Annotated in this window: 24 protein-coding genes; 9 read left to right on the top strand and 15 right to left on the bottom strand. The window is 32.8% G+C overall.

Annotated elements, in window-relative coordinates:
- Window positions 1–244: 244 nt before the first annotated feature.
- Window positions 245–874, top strand: coding sequence for a 2OG-Fe(II) oxygenase (locus tag EV195_RS13330; RefSeq protein ID WP_243693125.1), 630 nt, complete (start codon window positions 245–247; stop codon window positions 872–874).
- Window positions 875–908: 34 nt separating this feature from the next.
- Here EV195_RS13330 and EV195_RS13335 read toward each other — a convergent pair whose 3' ends face one another.
- From EV195_RS13335 to EV195_RS13405, 15 genes are all read right to left on the bottom strand, one after another.
- Window positions 909–1,220 carry a hypothetical protein gene (locus EV195_RS13335; protein WP_132795462.1) on the bottom strand — a complete coding sequence of 104 codons (312 nt, stop codon included), beginning with the start codon at window positions 1,218–1,220 and terminating at the stop codon, window positions 909–911.
- A 55-nt stretch (window positions 1,221–1,275) separates the two neighbouring features.
- Window positions 1,276–1,827 (bottom strand): leucine-rich repeat domain-containing protein, encoded by a 552-nt coding sequence (locus EV195_RS13340; protein WP_132795463.1) that lies wholly within the window; start codon window positions 1,825–1,827, stop codon window positions 1,276–1,278.
- Entirely contained in the window at window positions 1,817–2,233 is a 417-nt protein-coding gene (locus EV195_RS13345) for a lysozyme inhibitor LprI family protein (RefSeq protein WP_132795464.1), read from the bottom strand. The genes EV195_RS13340 and EV195_RS13345 overlap by 11 nt, the downstream gene beginning before the upstream one ends.
- A 6-nt stretch (window positions 2,234–2,239) precedes the next feature.
- Entirely contained in the window at window positions 2,240–2,962 is a 723-nt protein-coding gene (locus tag EV195_RS13350) for an SMI1/KNR4 family protein (protein ID WP_132795465.1), read from the bottom strand.
- Window positions 2,959–3,582, bottom strand: a complete 624-nt coding sequence (locus EV195_RS13355; RefSeq protein ID WP_132795466.1) for a hypothetical protein — start codon at window positions 3,580–3,582, stop codon at window positions 2,959–2,961. Before EV195_RS13355 ends, EV195_RS13350 begins: the two co-directional genes overlap by 4 nt.
- 160 nt (window positions 3,583–3,742) lie before the next feature.
- Window positions 3,743–4,264, bottom strand: a complete 522-nt coding sequence (locus EV195_RS13360) for a hypothetical protein (protein WP_224740713.1) — start codon at window positions 4,262–4,264, stop codon at window positions 3,743–3,745.
- A 142-nt stretch (window positions 4,265–4,406) separates the two neighbouring features.
- A complete protein-coding gene (locus EV195_RS13365) occupies window positions 4,407–4,727 on the bottom strand; it encodes a hypothetical protein (protein WP_132795467.1) in 321 nt (106 codons plus the stop codon).
- 323 nt (window positions 4,728–5,050) lie between these two features.
- Entirely contained in the window at window positions 5,051–5,434 is a 384-nt protein-coding gene (locus EV195_RS13370; protein WP_132795468.1) for a hypothetical protein, read from the bottom strand.
- 180 nt (window positions 5,435–5,614) lie between these two features.
- On the bottom strand, window positions 5,615–6,022 hold the full coding sequence (locus EV195_RS13375; RefSeq protein ID WP_132795469.1) for an AlbA family DNA-binding domain-containing protein: 408 nt from the start codon (window positions 6,020–6,022) through the stop codon (window positions 5,615–5,617).
- A 694-nt stretch (window positions 6,023–6,716) separates the two neighbouring features.
- Window positions 6,717–7,448 (bottom strand): nitroreductase family protein, encoded by a 732-nt coding sequence (locus EV195_RS13380; protein ID WP_132795470.1) that lies wholly within the window; start codon window positions 7,446–7,448, stop codon window positions 6,717–6,719.
- A 3-nt stretch (window positions 7,449–7,451) separates the two neighbouring features.
- A complete protein-coding gene (locus tag EV195_RS13385) occupies window positions 7,452–8,825 on the bottom strand; it encodes an aldehyde dehydrogenase (RefSeq protein ID WP_132795471.1) in 1,374 nt (457 codons plus the stop codon).
- A 3-nt stretch (window positions 8,826–8,828) separates the two neighbouring features.
- Window positions 8,829–9,857 (bottom strand): alkane 1-monooxygenase, encoded by a 1,029-nt coding sequence (locus EV195_RS13390; protein WP_132795472.1) that lies wholly within the window; start codon window positions 9,855–9,857, stop codon window positions 8,829–8,831.
- Window positions 9,858–9,890: 33 nt separating this feature from the next.
- On the bottom strand, window positions 9,891–10,580 hold the full coding sequence (locus EV195_RS13395) for an RluA family pseudouridine synthase (protein ID WP_132795473.1): 690 nt from the start codon (window positions 10,578–10,580) through the stop codon (window positions 9,891–9,893).
- Window positions 10,581–10,586: 6 nt separating this feature from the next.
- Window positions 10,587–11,198 carry a ribosome biogenesis GTP-binding protein YihA/YsxC gene (yihA, locus tag EV195_RS13400; protein WP_132795474.1) on the bottom strand — a complete coding sequence of 204 codons (612 nt, stop codon included), beginning with the start codon at window positions 11,196–11,198 and terminating at the stop codon, window positions 10,587–10,589.
- Between the two features lie 33 nt (window positions 11,199–11,231).
- On the bottom strand, window positions 11,232–11,996 hold the full coding sequence (locus tag EV195_RS13405; RefSeq protein WP_132795475.1) for an alpha/beta fold hydrolase: 765 nt from the start codon (window positions 11,994–11,996) through the stop codon (window positions 11,232–11,234).
- Between the two features lie 197 nt (window positions 11,997–12,193).
- On the opposite strand from EV195_RS13405, the gene mraZ reads away from it, so the two are divergent.
- Genes mraZ through EV195_RS13445 form a run of 8 tightly spaced genes read left to right on the top strand, consistent with a single transcriptional unit; the run spans window position 12,194 to window position 21,116 of the window.
- Window positions 12,194–12,655: a division/cell wall cluster transcriptional repressor MraZ gene (gene mraZ / locus EV195_RS13410; RefSeq protein WP_132795476.1), complete on the top strand. Its 462-nt coding sequence runs from the start codon at window positions 12,194–12,196 to the stop codon at window positions 12,653–12,655.
- Window positions 12,648–13,547 carry a 16S rRNA (cytosine(1402)-N(4))-methyltransferase RsmH gene (rsmH, locus tag EV195_RS13415; protein WP_132795477.1) on the top strand — a complete coding sequence of 300 codons (900 nt, stop codon included), beginning with the start codon at window positions 12,648–12,650 and terminating at the stop codon, window positions 13,545–13,547. Before mraZ ends, rsmH begins: the two co-directional genes overlap by 8 nt.
- Before the next feature lies 1 nt (window position 13,548).
- Window positions 13,549–13,875, top strand: coding sequence for an FtsL-like putative cell division protein (locus tag EV195_RS13420; RefSeq protein ID WP_132795478.1), 327 nt, complete (start codon window positions 13,549–13,551; stop codon window positions 13,873–13,875).
- Between the two features lie 57 nt (window positions 13,876–13,932).
- On the top strand, window positions 13,933–15,894 hold the full coding sequence (locus EV195_RS13425; RefSeq protein ID WP_132795479.1) for a penicillin-binding protein: 1,962 nt from the start codon (window positions 13,933–13,935) through the stop codon (window positions 15,892–15,894).
- Entirely contained in the window at window positions 15,895–17,346 is a 1,452-nt protein-coding gene (locus EV195_RS13430; protein WP_132795480.1) for a UDP-N-acetylmuramoyl-L-alanyl-D-glutamate--2,6-diaminopimelate ligase, read from the top strand.
- 13 nt (window positions 17,347–17,359) lie between these two features.
- A complete protein-coding gene (mraY, locus tag EV195_RS13435) occupies window positions 17,360–18,586 on the top strand; it encodes a phospho-N-acetylmuramoyl-pentapeptide-transferase (RefSeq protein ID WP_132795481.1) in 1,227 nt (408 codons plus the stop codon).
- Window positions 18,586–19,920: a UDP-N-acetylmuramoyl-L-alanine--D-glutamate ligase gene (murD, locus tag EV195_RS13440; RefSeq protein ID WP_132795482.1), complete on the top strand. Its 1,335-nt coding sequence runs from the start codon at window positions 18,586–18,588 to the stop codon at window positions 19,918–19,920. The genes mraY and murD overlap by 1 nt, the downstream gene beginning before the upstream one ends.
- A gap of 8 nt (window positions 19,921–19,928) precedes the next feature.
- Window positions 19,929–21,116, top strand: a complete 1,188-nt coding sequence (locus EV195_RS13445) for an FtsW/RodA/SpoVE family cell cycle protein (protein ID WP_132795483.1) — start codon at window positions 19,929–19,931, stop codon at window positions 21,114–21,116.
- Window positions 21,117–21,123: the final 7 nt, after the last annotated feature.

Genomic DNA, 21,123 nt, shown 5'->3' on the forward strand with positions numbered 1-21,123 from the left:
TTTATTCTTTGTAGGTATTCCCTTACAAATTCAGAATAATAAATAATATAAATATATTTCTATCTCTAACTTTATAATGTAGTAATTTACATTATAAAGTTACTTAAAAAGTTTAGAGTGAATTAGTTTAAAAATTAGTAGAAACGAGATTAACGTAAAACATTGCTAGGAGAATTTTGCAGATAGCTTTATTTTTAAATTTGGATTGATAAATAAGTTATATTTGTCTGCTTTTTAGTAAAAATTGGAAAAATGTCATAGACTAGAAGATTGGCTTTCTTGGATGGATGAGCTCTCTTCAAATGATTATGTTATCGTAGATAATTTTATAGATGGACATAAACTAAACGTAATTCAATCTTTTTTTAAGTCTCATCTTGATGCCTTTACAAAGGCCGGAATTGGAGCTTTAAATGATAATATAATTCGCCGAGATATTCGTGGAGATTTTACCTATTGGTTAGATAGAAAAAGAGATGTACAATTAAACGAAATTTGGAGTTTAATTGATGATACGATTTACATATACAACAGGTACTGTTATCTTGGATTAACTGGGTACGAATTTCATTTGGCTCATTATCCTAAAGGAGGTCATTATGAAAAACATTTAGATCAATTTAAAAAAAGAAATAACCGAACAATTAGTGTTGTTATTTATCTCAATAAAAATTGGCAACAAGGAGATGGAGGAGAGTTAGAGATTTTTTTTAAAGACGGAACTTCTTTTTTAGTTGAACCAATCGAAGCACGATGTGTAATGTTTAAAAGTGCTGATGTTCCTCACGCGGTTTTAGAATCTAACAAACCACGTTATAGTTTAACGGGTTGGCTATTACAACAACCTGCAGAACTTGGTCAGTTATTAGGTTAATATATATCGTAAATAGCTTGTAAAGTTTTGGTTATTAATGAAAATTAATAGTTGCAATTTGATTTCCACACTTTACATAAATACCAATTGTATTAGCATCATCTTGCGGTACGATAAAAGAATCTTGTTCTGTGTTTGGTTTGTCGGCAGTAGGATCAGTAACAACTGTTAATTCAATACCTTGATAAAGTTTTCCTTCATAGGTTACCGCTCCGAGTGGTTGATAACCTCCATAATTAATATCTAATCTGTATCCAATATCAGTATAGGTAGAAATAGTAATAGAATATACACGAGGAGCTTCTTGTTGAATTCCAACAATTTCAATATTGTAGTTAGTCGCCATGTTTTAGTGTTTTTGTATTATTTGTTCTTTTTTTAAGTTAGAAAAAATACTCAAATTAAAATTCAAAATTTCCATTCCGAAAAACACCTTTTCCTTTACAAATAATTTCACACTGTGGTAATTTTTTTGATAGATGTAATAACGTTTCATAATCCAAATCATCCTCACAATCTACCAAAAGTTCTTCTAAGTTTGGTAAGTTTAAAATTGCCATATCTTTACCTGAAATTTCAGTTTCATGGATTTGTAATGAAGTCAAACCTGTTATTTGATTGAAATATGGAACACTTTTTTCACTGATGTTGGTTTCTTTTAAGCGAAGCCATTGCAACTTTTTTAGATTTACTAAATGAGGAATACCTTTATCGGTAATATTGGTAAACGTTAAGTTTAAGTTGGTAATCGTTGCACATTGACTTACATATTGTAATCCAGAATCATTAATGTTTGTGCCGTTTAAAGAGACAGTTTGCAAGCTTGGAAATTCTTGAAGCTTTTTTAGTTCAGACATGTTCTCAATTTGCTTGTACAATGTTTCGAAAGAAAAATGTGTTCTTTTACGTTTAAAAACTTCTCCGCAAATATGAATGTCCTTTTTACTTTTCATTAATTTCCTCGTAAAGTTCTTTTAAGTATATAGCATGTTCTCTTAAATGCCTCATTTCATAAGTAAGAGCTGCAGAACGCGCCATGGTTCCTCCTTGATACTGAATTTGATAAAAAGAATAGTAGAATTTTACATTGGCTTTATGAAAAGCAAGCCATTGCGTTTGCGATTCTTCTAGTAAAGCTACGTTAAGTTGTTTGCTTTCTTTTTTAAGCTTTTCTAAAAGTGATGTTATTTCTAACTCCCAAGCTTCTTTGGCTTCTTTGGTACAATTAATACTACCAAGAGTTGTTGGAACAGCATTCTCAATACAAGTATAGTATTTCACATCTATCGGATGTTTTGAATTTTGTCCGTAGCTATAAATGCTTAGTGTAAGGAGTGCGAAGAGAAAGCGTTTTTTCATGATGTTTTAACTAGTGCTTTTATAGATAATATTACCATCTTCGTCGTAAACAGAGTTGTACGGAAGGAGCATGTCTAACAATTCAGTAAAGTTGTTTGCTAGTTTTAAAGATAAGTGTTTTTCGGATTCAATAAACACTATTTCAGGTTCATTGGTAGTATTTCTGTAATCAAAAGCTATCCAAGTATGACCGTCTCCTTCTATAGGAATAATTTTGTTTGGTAAACCCCATTCTTTTGCAATAGATTTTCCATAAAGAATACCTTTGGTATCATTTTCATCAAGCGAAATTTTATAGAAATCATTTATTTCCCAGAAACCTTCACCTAAATAGTATTTTAAATTAGCAGGAACAGTCTCTTTAATGGGAATTACAGAATGATTTTCAAAAAAATCTTCATTAGAGTTCTTCATAAAATCTGTGTAAGATTTTGGAAGTGTATAACCTAACTTCTCTTCAACTAGCGCTATTTTTTCATCGGTTAATACTCTTTCAGTTTTATTATGGTTTAGATATTTTTTTACAAGCCCTAAAACTTCATTAGTTTGAGTATCGTAATCTATTTCTATAAGTCTGTAAAAAATGTCATGATTAATTGGGTCTTCAGTAGCGCTTAAAAAAACAGTCTCAAACGTATTATATTTCTCGAAAAAGATATCACGAAATTCAGCAACGCTTATTCTTTTTTCTAGTAAGTCAATTAAATGGAATGATATTTCTTCTTTCATTGTTTTTCTCTCCACATTTTTGCAACTAAATTTCCTATTCCATAGCTTACAAGTTTTGCGTCTGGACACTCCAATGTTCCATGTCCAGCATCTAAAAACTTGAATGATACAGTATGTGTAATTTCGTGAGCGATAGTGTTAATCAACTCAGATTTTATTTTTTTATCGTTTGAAAACCATTTATTTATTCTTTTTGGCTTAATAGCAACTCTATTTTTAGTATGATCAGTTTCTGATTTTTGAGCTTGCGCTATTGCATTCCATGGTTTTCTTGGGTTGATTGAAAAATTAACGTAACCATTATCTAGTATTTTAAAAACTTCTTTTCCGTTCAGAACATCTTTATTTCCGTTTTTTACTTTACAACTAATTAGCCATTCTTTTGATTCAACGGCTTGTTTGAATTCAGGGCTTTTAAAAATTAGAAAAACTTCTTTGGTTGCTTCTTTAATAGCTTGTTTCTGTTCTTCTGTTTTCAAGTTTTGCATTCCAATTTTAATTGGAGCTGCTTCTATCTCGATATAATCACTTTCTTCTGGCTTGTCATATCCGATCCAAGCTATAGACTTACAGCTTTCAAACAAAATAATAATTAGGAATAAAAGTATATTTTTTTTCACGTTTTCAGATTTTAGTTGAGAGAAACGGTCTAGTGTATGATTTCGTTGCGTGTTTAAGCACTAAAGTTAGCAAATAAATCACAGATAGAAAGTCCGCGAGGACTTTCGTAAGTAGGCTATAACTAGCAATGAATTATACACATTGTTGTGCAACGTATTTTTATATTTTCTTTATAATCCAATTCGATATTTTTTCAATTCGGAATATTATTATTAGTGTCAAAATCGTTTTTAGAATATAATTCGCTATCGCAAAATCAGGTAATTCAATTTCTTCATTTCCATTCATGCTCGAAATAAATTTAGAACAGTATTCAACTAGATCAGGAATTAGATAAATCAATTTCGCTAACCAAATAATTCCGACTGTCAATAAAATCACTTTTGTCAGAGATTCAGCGTTCAGTTCCGTTTTTATTTCATTGTCCGCTTTTATTAGTTTTTTAGCAATCCATTCCGCTTTCACGAATAGAAATATTGAAACGACAATATTCGCTATTGTCAGAAATGTTCCAGTAAAAAAGAATTTGTCAATCGGTTCACTCAACAATTCGTCAAATCGAGCCATAGTAGCAGTTCCGTAAACTGAAAAAAAGTAAGAACCAAAATGGTCAAAAATTTTCGTGAATAAATATATTCCAGCTATTCTAATTGTAAGAGCTGTTAAAATTCGGTTTGTCATTAACTTTCGGTTTTGGTCATATGTTGCACAACGGTCTCGTATAACCGTCAGTTACGGGTTTAAAGGTTTTAATTTTCGGTTAAGAACTGTCGTTTGCAATTCCGTGTGGATTCGGACGTAGTCGAATCCGCCGTAATTGCGGTTATACATTGTTGTAGTGCGTTTTTTTATATTCCATTTCTTTACCAACAAACCAACTTGTTATTCCGCCTTGTATAGATCCGATAATTAAAAAGATTGGACCTCCCATAACAATCCATATTAAAACTCCAAGTCCGACAGATTCAAAATCAATTCCATATTCGATTATTCTTGGAATCATTTCGGCAAACATTGTAATCATTAAAAACCCAACCCACATTTTCAAAAAGCCAAAAAAGGTTGTCCAAAATGAATCCTTATTTTTTTCCAAAATAGATTTTCCAATATCTCCCGAAATGAAAAAGACGATTATTAGATTCAAAACTATTTGAATATTGAAATATGTTGATTCCTTTAAATATGAATTAACTAAATTCTGATTTATGTATTTCTTTAATTCTATTGATAATGAAGTGAATATAATTATAAGAACAAGTAAAATTAGAACAGTTATTCCTAAATATTTAAAGATTAAAATTCTACCTATATTTTTTGAATTCAATTTCATTTCCTAAATGCACTACAACGTGTTTGTGTATGATTAGTGGCGTGTTTAAGCACCTAATTTAGCAAATAAAAACCGGATAGAAAATCCGCGAGGATTTTCGTAAGTAGGCTTGAACTAGCCATTAATTATACACGGTGTTACCTACCGTTTTTTTTATATTCATCTGTTGTATCTTTTACCCAATTCGGATATCTCTCAATTATTGCTTTTAATCTACTTGAAAATTCTTTCGAATATTTATGTGTTGAACTCGTTTTGCTTGTTGAAATTTCTGTGTGATATCTAGGATTTCCTTTAACCTCTAATTTCCATAATACGGCTTGAAATTGGAAGTTATTTATATTGAATTTTTCCTTCAAGTCTCCAAATCTATATGGATAAAGAACATCAGATTTTGGTGCGGTTGATGTATCTACAATTCCTGTAACTTCTCCAACTAATTTTAATGTCGGTGCGCCTTGGGTTTCGGAAAACTCTCCTTCTTTTATAAATTTTAGTTTATCCGCAATAGATTTGTCCAACAGAATTTTTCCTTTTCCTGTATGTATTTCTCCATTGAAAGTGTCAATTAAATGTATATTTTGAGGTCCAACTTGTCCAATTTTTTCAACGTGACTTAACCATAATCTTTTTTCCTTTTCTCGTTCATTTAAAAGTATTTGTGCAAGTTCAGGATAGCAAATTTCTTTGGTTTCTCCTCGTTATCTATAATATATAGCAGCCTCTCTCAAAATATTTTTATAAGTTTTAGAGCATACAATTGGTTTTTGAGGTGCTTCCTCAACCCAAAGTCTCCCAAACTTTAATCCGTGAATTTCGTGAGTTTCCATATTCCACATAACTTCGTGAGAAAAGTATTGACTTATAAATTGATTTATTTTATTTGGGTCACAGTCTTCAAATTTTTCATTTTGAAGTCCTTTTAATTCACGTGGTTTGTCCTTAATTCCAAAAATAATTTCTCCGCCTTTATTATTAGCCATTCCAACTATTGAACGCATATATTCAGCTAGTGAATCTCCAAAGTGAAATGTTTGTTTGAATTCCAAATCAAAGCTTTCTCGCTGTTTTATAAATCCTCGACTGTTTAATTCAAATGTGCATTTCATTTTTTCTCAAATGGTAGGTAACGTATTTGTGTATGAAAAGTTGCGATAATTTTAGCAGCAATTTTTCATTGATTTTTCATTGATTTTTCATGATTTAAAATTAGTTATAATTTTTGATTTATAGATAATGCAGCTATTTTTTATACACCATGTTAGCTAATGTAGGAGAACACTAGCCAAAGTTTAAAGCGGTTAGAAAATTTTATACTAAAAGCAAACGAGACAGAATGCAAATACTAGCGTTTACAAAAAGGAGCAATTTTCAGCAATAGATTAGAAATAATTACAAGCCTTAATTGCATTTAGTTTGCGTGATTTGAGTTTTGTATAAAGCCTTTTTTTAGAAAAAGAACGGGACAGAACGTTAAGCGATAATTGGCTAAAAACCCAAAAAGGTTCTTACTAGAAGTTAAAAAATAAGCGGAGTTATCGGAATCAAACAAAAGCGTATCAAACAGAAACTAAGAACCGACAATCAAATAGGAGAGAAGTTGGCAAAAAAGCCAATACATAAAACGTTTAGTTCTCTAAAAAAAGGATAGAACTGGAATTACTATTAAAAAACAAAATTTTAAAACTGACTTTTATTAATCAAAAAGAAAGCTTCACATCATTTTCGACAGTGTTTGCTAACGGCTTATATCTATACTATTGTTCTCGCTATTATTATAATTTACACCGGATAACAGGAAGTTTACACCACCTTATACACTTCCTCAAAAGGAACTCTAAAACGTTGTCCGTATACACCTTCGGGTTTTCTAATACCGCAAGAAATTATCATGTTTATTTCCGCGCCATACGGTAACCCTAAAACTTTTTTAACACGCCAAGTGTCCGAGCCTTCCATAGGGCAAGTGTCGTATCCTTCTGCTGCCATGCTTAACATAAACGTTTGTGCGGCTAATGCGGTGCTTTTATGAGCAACCACACGCATGTCTTTACTACGCACTTCTCTGTAAATAGGTTTAAAGATTCCCATTACCAACGTAATTACGTATTTCAACATTCCAAAAAGTCCGAAGAAATCTTTATACACCGTTGGTATTAATTTTTGGTAGTATTTTTTAGCAAATTTTTCTCTGTTAGATTGTTCGGCTTTTGGTTTCGGAGGAAAGACTTTATTCAGATAGTCTAAATTTGCTTTCGCTCTTTTCGGCCATAAATCTTTACGCACGGTAACCACTACTAATTGCTGAGCGGTTTTGGCAGCATTTTGATCGAAACACAACGGAACTATTTTATCAATAACCTCTCTAGAAGTAATGTGGTAAAACTCCCACAATTGCATATTGCTACTATTAGGAGCAAGCGTAGCTTGTTCAATACATTTTTTTACAATTGCGGTGTCTATAGGTTGCTCGCTATCGTACACTCTCACAGATCTTCTGTAGTTAATTGCTTCCGAAACGGTTTTTTCGCTCATGTGTTATCCGAATTTAAGTAAGGTTTTTAACTGTTTTAATTTGCCTTTATATGGCGCATATCTGGTAGGAATGTCTAACCAAGTTCCACGCTTCACGACTCCTTTTTTATGAGAAAAAGTATCAAATGTTTTTTTACCATGATATCCACCAATACCACTTTCACCAACACCACCAAATGGTAAATTGTCATTGGCAAAATGTACTGTGGTGTCATTAATGGTTCCGCCACCAAACGAATATTTTTGAATTAGTTGTTTAGCAAAAGAGTTTTTACCAGTAAATACATAAAAAGCTAATGGTTTATCGTATTTAGAAATCACAGCTTCTAAATCGTCTGTAGTTTCATAAGATAATAAGGGTAAAATCGGACCGAATATTTCGCTTTTCATTACTTCGCTATCTAAGCTTGGTTCATCCAATAAAGTAGGAGCGATGTATCGATCTTCTCTGTTGGTATCTCCACCAAGTAAAAACGATTCATTTGTTAGCATTTTTGCCAAGCGATCAAAGTTTCGTTCGTTTACAATTCTCGGGAAATCTTGAGATTCAGCTGGATTTTCACCGTATGCTTTGTTGATTTCTTCTTTAAAAGCAGCTACAAATTTGTCTTTACTTTTTTTGTGAATCAGTAAATAATCAGGCGCAATACAAGTCTGACCTCCATTGATGCATTTTCCCCAAACAATTCGTTTTGCGGCTAATTTTATATTGGCGGTGTCATCAACAATACACGGACTTTTACCTCCTAATTCTAGCGTAACGGGTGTAATATATTCAGCTGCAGCTTTGGCTACAATTCTCCCCACAGGAACACTTCCTGTAAAGAAAATATAATCCCAACGCTGTGCTAATAACTCCTGAGATTCTGGAATTCCACCTTCAACAACTGCTACATGACCAGTTTCAAAAACAGCTTCGATAATTTCTTTACAAATAGTACTGGTATTTGGCGTAAGCTCAGATGGTTTTAAAACAACGGTGTTTCCTGCTGCAATAGCTCCTGCTAATGGAGAAAATGCTAATTGATACGGATAATTCCACGGAGCAATAATTAAGGTAGTTCCGTAGGGTTCTGGGTAAATTTTTGCAGATGATGGAAAGTTCAATAACGAAGGCATCACACGTTTTGGTTGTGACCAAGAACCTACGTTTTTTATCATTTTTTTTATTTCAGAAACTACAATGCTCGTTTCTGTCATTACACCTTCATATTCCGATTTCTTAAAATCGTCGTGTAATGCTTGCAAGATGTCTTTTTCTCTTCGGCTAACTTCTTTTAAAAGTTTACGTAAACTTTTTTTTCTGAAGGAAATATCTTTAGTTCGTTGAGTAGCAAAAAACTGTTTTTGTTGCTCAATAATTTGCGGAATGGTCATCAATTAAATTTCTTGAAGTTTTTTATTCATTACTTTAAACCAAATAGGTGGAATCAATGATAATAACATCATTCCTGGGTAACCCGTTGGCATTTGTGGACTTTCAGGTAGCGATTTCAATATTTGATAATGTTTGCTACCGTTATAATGATGGTCTGAATGTCGTGATAAATTAAACAGCACTAATTTTCCGATAACATGGTTCGAGTTCCAAGAATGTGTGTGTTTTACACGTTCGTACCTGCCGAATTTATTTTTATCACGAAGCAATCCGTAGTGTTCAATATAATTAACAGTTTCTAAAAGTAAAATACCAAAAATAGCGGCAGCTAAGAAATACAAAGTTGTAATCACACCGAAAAAGAAAAATATGGCACCGACTAATAACGCGTGGCAAATCGTGTAGATTAACATTCTGTTTTGATGATGAAACCAAGACCTTTCAGAAGTTGTCATTCGTTTGTTTTCAAGTTTCCACGCTTGGATGTAGCTCATAAACTGAGATCGAATCCAGAATATATACAACGGTTCATTTTTTCTAGCAGTAGCTGCATCTTCTAGAGTAGCAACGTTAAAGTGATGTCCTGCATTATGATAAGGCAAGAAATGCGTTTCTAATGAAGTCATTAATAAAATTTCACCAAGCAATTCTTCAAACCTGTTATTTCGATGGCCCAATTCATGTCCAACATTAATACCAATAACACCACACATAATTCCCATGGCAGAAATTCTTCCAATTAAATCAATTGTCGAGGCGGTTTCATTAATTACAAATAAAAACCATATTAAGAAACCGACTTGCACGGGTAAGGTTAGGTATAAAATGTAGCTATAGAGTTTGTTGTTTTTTTCGATTTCTTCTTGTTCTTTATCGAAGTTTTCGGCGTTTACTTTTAAAAACATATCCGATAAAGGAACAATTCCAAAGACGTAAATTAGTGGGAGAAAGGTAATCCATCCAGTAGAAGTAAATGAAACATAAACCGTTAACGGAATGGTGAAAACGAGTAAGTATTTTAAGGCTTTCATCAATAAAAGGGTTAAAAAACTAAATATACGAATTTAGTTACATGCTTCCCAAATTGAATCGCTTTTTGGTAGGGGTGCAGTTATTTCTATAGCTTCTTTACTAACTGGGTGTATAAAAGCTATTTTTCTGGCGTGTAAATGAATGCTACCGTTTTTGTTGCTTCTAGAAAATCCGTATTTCAAATCGCCTTTTATAGGATGCCCAATTGTCGAAAGTTGAGAACGAATTTGATGGTGACGACCAGTTTCTAAATCTATTTCTAATAGCGAGTAATTGTCTAATTCTTTAATTACTTTATAATGTAGAACTGCTTTTTTACTGCCTTCAACTTCTTTAGTAAACGCAGTAGATTTGTTGTTTTTTGGGTTCTTTCTTAAGAAGTGAATTAAGGTGTTTTCCTTTTTTGAAAGATGTTCTTTTACAACTGCGAAATAAGTCTTCTGTATGTTCTTATCACGGAGCATTTTGTTTAACCGCTCTAGAGCTTTAGAGGTTTTGGCAAAAATAACAATACCTGATGTAGGACGGTCTAAACGATGTACAGTTCCAAGATATACATTGCCGGGTTTGTTATGTTTTTCTTTAAGATATTCTTTAACAACATCACTTAAAGGTTTGTCGCCCGTTTTATCACCTTGAACAATATCTCCAGGTCTTTTATTAATAATGATAATGTGATTGTCTTCGTGAAGAACTAGTAAGTTGTTTTTGTTAGAATGCATAGCGATTTATTTAAAATCATCTGCAACATCTTTATTTACACTGTCAATGAAATCTAATACTTCATCTCTGCCTAGCTTAGAAGAAGAAGAAGTTAAAAAGTTAACAGGTAAGCTTTCCCAGTGTTCAAGAAGCTTTCTTTTGTAAGAAAGAATTTGTTTGTTCAACTTAGAACTTGGTAGTTTATCTGCTTTAGTAAAGATAATAGCAAAAGGAATTTGGTTTTCACCTAGAAAACGCATAAAATCCAAATCAATTTTTTGTGGATCATGTCTAGAATCTACTAAAACAAAGGCGCACACTAATTGTTCTCTTTCTTTGAAATAATTTTCAATAAAATATTGGAAAATGGTTCTTTTCTTTTTAGAAACTTTAGCATAACCATAACCAGGTAAATCAACTAAAAACCATTCGTCGTTTACTTTAAAGTGATTGATTAATTGCGTTTTACCAGGAGTTCCAGAAGTTTTAGCTAACTTCTTTCGGTCCATTAACATGTTAATCAAAGAAGATTTACCTACGTTGGACCTACCTATGAAAGCATATTCAGGAATGTGGTCTTTTGGAGCGTTAGTAACATTACTATTGCTCATGACAAATTCTGCAGATTTAATCTTCATATATTAATTGTTTATCTAAAAATAAATGCGTGGTTATAAGTTGCGCTTTTTGAACCAATCTTCTAGAACTTCATTGAATTCTTCTGGGTGTTCCATCATTGCAGCATGACCACATTTATCAATCCAATATAAATCGCTATCTGGAAGTAGTTTATGAAAATCTTCAGCAACTTCTGGTGGTGTAACGGTATCGTTCTTTCCCCAAATAATACAAGTTGGTTGCTTCATGTTTGGTAAATCATTTGCCATGTTATGACGAACTGCACTTTTTGCAATTGCTAATGTTTTTACCAAGGTGTTTCTATCATTAATTACATCATAAACTTGATCAACTAATTCTTCAGTAGCAATCGACTTATCGTAAAAAACTTCTTGTGTTTTATTTCTTACAAATTCTTTATCGCCTCTTCTTGGGTAATTATTACCCATCGAATTTTCATATAAACCAGAACTACCGGTTAGTACAAGTGCCGAGACATCTTGAGGATAATGTTTTATATAATATAATGCGATATGTCCTCCAAGTGAGTTTCCTAATAAAACAACATCTTTTAAATTTTTATACTCTATAAAGTCATGTAAAAATTTAGCAAGATTCTTAACATTAGTTTTAAGTATTGGTAAGGTGTACAAAGGTAATTCTGGAATTAAAACTTTGTATCCTCTCTTAGAAAAATGCTTAAAAGTTGCGTCAAAATTACTTAATGCTCCCATTAATCCATGAAGAACAATAATAGCTTTTCCTTCTCCCGCTTCAGCATATGTATACTTACCTTCTGTCTTTAAAAAATCTGTCATTAGCTAAGATTTGGCTCAGAGCAAAAGTAATTCTTTTTTTTATACCTATCAATTTCTTTTCAAATATGCTTTCGTCCGATAAATAACCATCAGAACCACAGTATTTTCTCTAAAAAAAGGAAACTTATCAACAATGTGGTAAAAAGTGGTAAAAAGTGGTAAATATTTTATATTTTTGAATAATTCTAGACTTACGAGTGGTAAATATAATCGGAACATATGAGTGTAAAGCTGACGCCAAAGGTAGGCTAATGGTTGCTTCTGCATTGAAGAAACAATTAAGTCCTGTTTTGGAAGAAGGTTTTGTAATCAAACGATCTGTTTTTCAGCCGTGTTTAGAATTGTATCCTATGCAAGAATGGAATCAGATGATGTCAAAAATTAACAAGCTAAACCGTTTTGTTAAAAAGAACAATGATTTTATTAGAAGATTTACTGCGGGTGTAAAGATGGTGGAAATGGATTCGGCAGGAAGAATATTAATTCCAAAAGATTTATCGGTGTTTGCAGGTATTGAGAAAGAAGTGGTGTTGTCGAGTGCGGTAAACATAATTGAGATCTGGGATAAAGAAAAGTATGAAAGTGTAATAGAAGATACAGCTTCAGATTTTGCTGAATTGGCTGAAGAGGTAATGGGAAATTTTGAGATCGATGAGTAATTATCATGAGTCAGTTTTGCTTAAAGAGAGTGTAGATGCTCTTAATATTAAAGAAGATGGAGTTTATGTGGATGTAACCTTCGGAGGAGGAGGTCATTCAAAAGAAATCTTGAAAAGACTTGGAGAAAAAGGAAAGTTGTTTGCTTTTGATCAAGACGCTGATGCGTTGCAGAATGTAATTGAAGATGATCGTTTTGTGTTGATTGGTGAGAATTTTAGGTACATAACTAGGTTTTTACGTTTTTACGGGATTAAAAAAGTAGATGGAGTGTTGGCTGATTTAGGGGTTTCTTCATATCAATTTGATGAAGCAACAAGAGGTTTTTCTACAAGGTTTGATGGAGAGCTAGATATGAGAATGAATCAAGCATCAGGGCTTTCTGCAAAAGTTGTAGTAAATGAATATGAAGAGGAGAAGCTGGCGGATGTGTTGTTTTTGTATGGGGAATTAAGAAATGCTAGGGCGATTGCAAAGCAAATAGTTAGTTCAAGAGCAGAGAAAAGTATCAACACTAGTTTTGAGTTGAAAGCGGCTTTGAAGAGATTCTTGCCTCAGGCGAAAGAACATAAAATACTAGCTCAGATTTATCAGGCAATTCGAATTGAGGTAAATGAAGAGTTGGAGGTGTTGAAAGAATTTTTGACTCAAATTCCAACATTGTTAAATGAAAACGGTAGGTTAAGTGTAATCTCGTATCATTCTTTAGAAGATAGATTGGTGAAACGATTTATACAGATGGGGAAGTTTCAAGGTGAACCAGAGAAAGATTTTTATGGAAATACTAACGAGCCTCTAAAGAAAGTAGGAAAGTTGATTGTTCCAACACAAGAAGAAATAAAGGTTAATAATAGAGCAAGAAGCGCAAAGTTAAGAATAGCAACATTAAAGTAAAATGAAACAAAACGCTGGTGGAATATATGATGTTTTAAGAGGTAGTTTTCTTACTGATGAATCGGCTGCAAAAAATTGGAGAGTAATCTTTTTTGTGGTGATTTTATTGTTGGTGATGATTTGGAGCTCTCATTCAGCGGATGAAAAAGTGGTGAAAATCGCAGAACTCAATAAGGTAAAAAGAGAGTTAAGAGCCGAATATGTTGATACCAGTACGATTTTAATGAGAATGAAATTGGAAAGTGCTATTCGAAAAAAAGTAAAAGCAAGTGGATTGAGTCCGGCAGAAGATCCGCCTCAAAAAATTAAAGTAATAATAAAAGAGTAGGTATTGTCAACCATTAGAAAAAACATATTAAACAAATTTTATTTAGTAGCGGCTTTTATGTCGCTTTTTCTGGTTGTAATTGGTGTTAAAGTTTTTGAACTTCAGTATATCAAAGGAGATAAGTATAAAAAGCTTGCGCAAGAAGTAAATTATAAAAATGATACAGTATTTGCAAATAAAGGTAATGTATATGCAGCTGATGGTAATTTGCTAGCTACATCAATATCTAATTACACCATTCGTATGGATGTAATGTCTGTAAATGATAGAGTTTTTGAAGATAATATAGCAGGTTTAACTAAAGAGCTTTCAAAAATGCTTGGAAGAACACCAAGTTATTATGAGAGAAAATTGCGAGATGCAAAAAAGACTAAAAACAGGTATTTGTTAATAGCGCGAAACTTAGGTTATAATGACTATATGAAGATGAAAAGCTTTCCAATTTTCAACTTGGGAGTTTTTAGAGGAGGTTTTATTGCTGAGCAAAGAACGGTAAGAGAGCATCCAATAGGTAAAATAGCTGAAAGAACTATCGGGTACAACGATCACAGAGGAGGAGCGGGAATTGAAGGTGCTTTCTCTGAGTTTATGTTAGGGAAAAATGGTTGGCGATTAAAGCAAAAAATAGCAAAAGGACAATGGAAGCCTATAAATGATTTGAATGAGCAAGAGCCAGAAGATGGTAAAGATGTTATTACAACCATAGATGTAAATATACAAGATATTACACATCATGCCTTGTTAAAGCAAATGGAATATTATGAAGCAGACCATGGTTGTGCGGTAGTGATGGAAACTGCAACAGGAGAAATTAAAGCCATATCAAACTTAGGAAGAACTTCTAACGGAAGATATTATGAAAAGAGAAATTATGCTGTTTGGGAAAGTCATGAACCTGGCTCAACATTTAAGTTAGCTAGTTTAATGGCAGGGTTGGAAGATAAAGTAGTAGATACTTCTACCATTGTTGATACTGAAAAAGGAAAGATTTTTATTAATAACAGAAAAGTTGAGGATAGTGATAAAGATGGTTACGGTAAAATTTCCCTAGCAAGAGTTTTTGAAGTTTCTTCTAACGTGGGAATTGTGAAAGCAATTCAGAAACACTATGACAATAATCCAGAAAAGTTTTTAAAAAGAATAAAGCAGTTTGGTTTAGATAAGCAAACCGGTGTAAATATAGTTGGAGAAGGAAAACCATACATCCCTTCTACAAAAGATAAAAGTTGGAGTTCTATAAGTCTTGAGTGGATGGCTTGGGGGTATGGTGTGTCTCTAACACCGTTACAAACCTTAATGTTTTATAATGCCGTAGCTAATGATGGGGAATTGATTAAGCCACGTTTTGTTAAAGAACTTAGAGTTGCTGGTAAAACAGTTAAAAAGTTTGATAAAGAAGTAATGAGTGAAAGAATTGCTTCGCAAACTACTATTGATAAAGTAGTGCAAATAATGGAGAATGTAGTTAAAAAAGGAACTGCAAAAGAAATTTACTCTCCTAACTTTTCTATGGCAGGAAAAACAGGAACCGCAAAAAAATGGATTCCTAGAACCAAGAATAAAGATGGTGAGTATGAAGGAGGTTATTATTCAAATCAAAAGTATGTAGCTTCTTTTGCAGGTTTTTTTCCAGTTAAGAAGCCTAAATATTCTTGCATTGTGGTAATTCACGAGCCAAGTGTGTTAAAAGGATATTACGGAGCTAAAGTAGCTGCGCCAGTGTTTAAGGAAATTGCACATAAAATTTACACCTCTAATCCGTCGAGTGTTCAAATGGTTACCGATTCGGTAGTAAGTAAGGCGGTTAATAAAGATTATAACAAATACTATGAAGTATTAAGTAAGTATAAAACCATCATGCCTACAGTTGTAGGGATGAGTGCTATGGATGCGATTTCTTTACTAGAAAATATGGGGTTGAAAGTTCGTTTTTCAGGATCTGGAAAAGTAACGGAGCAATCTGTAGAAAGAGGTGAAAAAGTAAAAAAAGGAACAACTGTTTATTTAAAATTATCGTAAGTGAAGGTTTTAAGAGACATATTGTATAGAGTGCCAGTAAACGCGGTTTTTGGTGATACAAACATAGACGTGAATAAAATGCACTTCGATAGTAGAGAAGTTTCTACGAATGATGTTTTTGTGGCATTAAAAGGGGTTCAGGTTGACGGGCATGATTTCATAGAGAAAGCTCTTGATAAAGGTGTTCTTGCGATAGTTTGTGAGACTGTTCCTGAAAAGAGAAGAACAGGTATTACTTATGTAGAGGTTTTAGATTCAAGTGAAGCATTAGCGATAATGTCTTCAAATTATTATGATAATCCTTCTAAAAAAATAAAACTAGTTGGTGTTACAGGTACCAATGGAAAAACAACGGTTACAACATTGTTGTATGAGTTGTTTATGAACTTAGGGAGAAGAGTTGGGTTGCTGTCTACTGTTAAAATTATGGTGAATAAACGCGAGTTTAAAGCAACCCATACCACCCCTGATTCGCTTACAATAAATAAGTATTTAGCAAAAATGGTAGCTGAAGGAGTTGAGTATTGTTTTATGGAGGTGAGTTCTCATGGAATTCATCAAAATAGAACGTTAGGATTAAATTTTGCAGGTGGTGTTTTTACAAATTTATCACACGATCATTTAGATTATCATGCTTCTTTCGCGGAATATAGAGATGTTAAAAAACGTTTTTTCGATCAATTGCCTAAAGATGCGTTTGCACTGACAAATATTGATGATAAGAACGGACCTGTAATGATCCAGAATACAAAGACAAAGAAATATACCTACGCACTAAAAACTTTAGGTGATTTTAAGGCAAAGATTTTAGAGAAAAGTTTTTCTGGTTCGTTGATAACAATAAATGGGACAGAAGTTTGGAGCAAGTTGATAGGCACTTTTAATGCTTACAATCTTTTAGCAATATATGGAGTAGCCGATTTAATGGAGGTTGAAAAGCTAGAAGTGCTTAAAGGTATTAGTGAGTTGAATAGTGTTAGTGGGAGATTTCAGTATATCGTTTCTGAGACAAATGTTACGGCTATTGTAGATTACGCACATACACCAGATGCTTTAAAGAATGTTTTAGAAACTATTAACGATATAAGAACTGGAAATGAAAATGTAATTACCGTTGTAGGTTGTGGAGGAGATAGAGATAAAACAAAAAGACCTAAAATGGCTCACATTGCTTCTCAGTTGAGTAATCAAGCAATTTTTACTTCAGATAATCCAAGAACTGAAGATCCGCAGGCTATAATAAATGAAATGGAGAAAGGTGTTTCTCCAGAGAATTATAAGAAAACGATATCAATTGTAGATAGAAAACAGGCGATAAAAACAGCGTACAAATTAGCGTCGCCTGGTGATATAATTTTAATCGCTGGAAAGGGACATGAAAATTATCAAGAAGTGAATGGAGAAAGACGTCACTTTGATGATTTAGAGGAAATAAAAATGTGTTTTAATTAATAAGTTTTAGAGGATGTTGTATTATTTATTTGAGTATTTAGAGAGTGAATTCAATTTAACTGGGGCAAGTGTGTTTCAGTTTATTACGTTTCGCTCTTCTGCGGCTTTTATATTGTCGCTGTTATTGTCAACAATCTTCGGAAAACGAGTTATTAATTATTTAAGTAGACTACAAGTTGGTGAAACTATTCGTGATCTTGGTTTAGAAGGACAGATGCAAAAAGCTGGAACACCTACAATGGGAGGTGTAATCATAATTTTTGCAACCTTAATTCCGGCGCTTTTATTAGCAAAGCTTGAAAATATATATGTGATAATTCTTCTGATTACTACAGTTTGGATGGGATTAATTGGTTTTACCGATGATTATATAAAAGTATTCAAAAAGGATAAAGCAGGATTAAAAGGAATCTTTAAAGTTATTGGTCAAGTTGGATTAGGTGTAATAGTTGGTGCAATGTTGTATTTCAGTCCGTCTGTAACAATTAAAGAACAATTACCAGTCGATCAACAGATTGTTCAAGAAAATGGTAAGAAGAAAGTATTTGGAGAAGCGCATAAGTCTACTAAAACAACAGTTCCTTTCTTTAAGAATAACGAATTAGATTATGCTAAAGCATTGAGTTTTCTAGGAGATGGATATCAAAAATATGCCTGGTTAATTTTTATTCCTATTGTAATTTTTATTGTAACAGGAGTTTCAAACGGAGCAAATTTAACCGATGGAATAGATGGGTTGGCAGCAGGTTCATCCGCCATTATAGTTATTGTATTGGCTTTGTTTGCATGGGTTTCTGGAAATATTGTATTTGCAGATTATCTAGATGTAATGTATATCCCAAATTCTGGAGAAATGACAGTGTTTGTACTTGCATTTGCAGGAGCTTTAATAGGTTTCTTATGGTATAATACCTATCCAGCTCAAGTTTTTATGGGAGATACGGGTAGTTTAACTATTGGAGGAATTATCGCTGTAATAGCAATTGCAACAAGAAAGGAATTACTACTGCCTTTGCTAGCTGGAATATTTGTGATTGAAAATTTATCTGTGATTTTACAGGTAGGATATTTTAAGTATACCAAGAAGAAATTTGGTGAAGGAAGAAGGATTTTTAAAATGGCTCCTTTACATCACCATTATCAAAAATTAAACTATCACGAAAGTAAAATAGTAACTCGTTTTTGGATTGTTGGAATTTTACTTGCGGTATTTACAATTGTTACGCTGAAGTTGAGATAATGAAAAAGTTAGTAGTACTAGGTGGAGGAGAAAGCGGTGTTGGAACTGCTGTTTTAGGGAAGAAACAAGGGTATCATGTATTTGTTTCTGATCTAAGTGAAATTAGTGAAAAGTATAAAAAAGTTCTTTTACATCATGCTATAGATTTTGAAGAGAAACAACATTCTCAGGATAAAATTTTTGAGGCAGATTTGGTAATGAAAAGTCCAGGTATACCTGATAAAGTTAAGTTGATTCAAGATTTAAAACACAAGGATATTCCAGTAATATCTGAAATTGAGTTTGCAGGAAAATATACCGATGCAACTATTGTTGGAATTACAGGTTCGAATGGTAAAACAACTACCACATTATTAACCTATCATTTATTGAAAAATGGAGGTTTAGATGTTGGAATAGGAGGAAATATTGGAGATAGCTTTGCTAAACAAGTAGCTGAAAAAAGTTTTGAAAATTATGTTTTAGAGCTAAGTAGTTTTCAGCTCGATGGTGTCGAGGATTTTAATTCTCACATAGCAATGATTACGAACATAACTCCTGATCATCTTGATAGATATGATTACGATTTTAGTAAGTACATCGCTTCAAAATTTAGAATAGCAAAAAATCAAACAAAAGATGATTTTTTAATATACGATGCAGATGATAAAGTAATCACAGATTGGTTACAAAATCATCCTGTTGCGTCAACGTTGGTTCCATTTTCAATGAATAAAGAATTAGAATATGGAGCTTTTTTAAAAGACAATAACATAATAATTAGATTAAACGAAGAAGAGTATATAATGAACACATCCTATTTAACAATTAAAGGAAAGCACAATACAAAGAATGCAATGGCTTCAATGCTTGCTTCTAAATTATTGCAAGTAAGAAATTCAGCTATTACCGAAAGTATGTCAAGCTTTGAAGGAGCGGAGCATCGTTTAGAAAAGGTGTTGAAGGTAGAAGGAGTGTCTTATATCAACGATAGTAAAGCAACTAATGTAAATGCAACATTTTATGCTTTAGAATGTATGGATAACCCAACAGTGTGGATTGTTGGTGGTGTAGATAAAGGAAACGATTATAATGATTTGTTACCATTGGTAAGAGAGAAGGTAAAAGCGATTGTTTGTTTAGGATTAGACAATCAAAAAATCATCGATACTTTTCAAAACGTTGTAGATATTATTGTAGAAACAGCTGGTGCTGAAGAAGCTGTAAAAGTATCTCACAAATTAGCTGTTAAGAACGATGTAGTGTTGCTTTCGCCAGCATGTGCAAGTTTCGATTTATTTGAAAATTACGAAGATAGAGGTCGTCAATTTAAAGAAGCAGTAAGAGGTTTATAGGCTTAAGATTGAAAACAATTTTTAAACATATAAAAGGAGATAGGGCAATATGGGCAATTGTAGCCATGTTGGCAATATTGTCTTTCATGCCAGTTTATAGCGCAAGTACTAATTTGGTATATGTTGTTGGAAATGGTTCAACAACAGGTCATTTAGTAAAGCATATAGCGTTATTAATTATGGGATTCGGAATTTTATATGGTGTTCATAAAATTCCTTATCGATATTTCAGTGGAGGTTCCGTGTTAATGTTGCCAATAGTAATATTGTTATTAATCGTAACTATAGCGCAAGGAAATACTATTGGAGGAGCTAATGCAAGTAGATGGATTCGTATTCCTTTTGTGGGAGTAGGTTTTCAAACATCAACATTGGCAGGTTTAGTGTTGTTGGTTTATGTAGCAAGATACTTAGCGAAGAATAAAGAAAAGCAAATAGTTTTTAGAGAGAGTTTAATTCAGTTATGGTTGCCTGTTGGAATTATACTAATGCTTATTCTTCCTGCTAACTTTTCAACCACTGCAATCATATTTTTCATGATTGTATTGTTGTCATTTATTGGAGGATACCCAATGAAGTATATAGCAAATATTTTAGGTATAGGTATCGTAGCTTTAGGATTGTTTATTCTAGTAGCAAAAGCTTTTCCAGATTTAATGCCTAACAGAATTCAAACTTGGGAAAGTAGAATTTCGGGCTTTTTCTCTGGAGAAAGTGCTGAAAACTATCAAGTAGAGAAAGCAAAAATAGCAATAGCAACTGGAGGTGTAACTGGAAAAGGTCCGGGGAAAAGTGTTCAGAAAAACTTTTTACCACAATCTTCTTCGGATTTTATTTATGCAATTATAGTTGAAGAGTATGGTTTAGTTGGAGCTTTATTTGTGTTGTTTATTTATTTTTTATTGTTGTTCAGAATAGTAATTTCAGCTAAAAAGGCGACAACTATTTTTGCGACTTTGTTGGTTATTGGAGTAGGATTGCCAATTGTTTTTCAGGCTATTATTAACATGGCTGTTGCTGTTAATTTATTCCCTGTAACTGGACAAACATTACCATTAATTAGTAGTGGAGGTACTTCTATTTGGATGACATGTTTTGCTTTGGGTATGATATTAAGTGTTAGTGCATCTAAGAATGAAACTGAAGAATCTATTTTAGATGATAATCCGTTGGATATTTTACATGAAACCATATAAATACAAT

The sequence above is a fragment of the Tenacibaculum skagerrakense genome, from assembly GCF_004345825.1.
GTDB classification, from domain to species: Bacteria; Bacteroidota; Bacteroidia; order Flavobacteriales; family Flavobacteriaceae; genus Polaribacter; species Polaribacter skagerrakensis.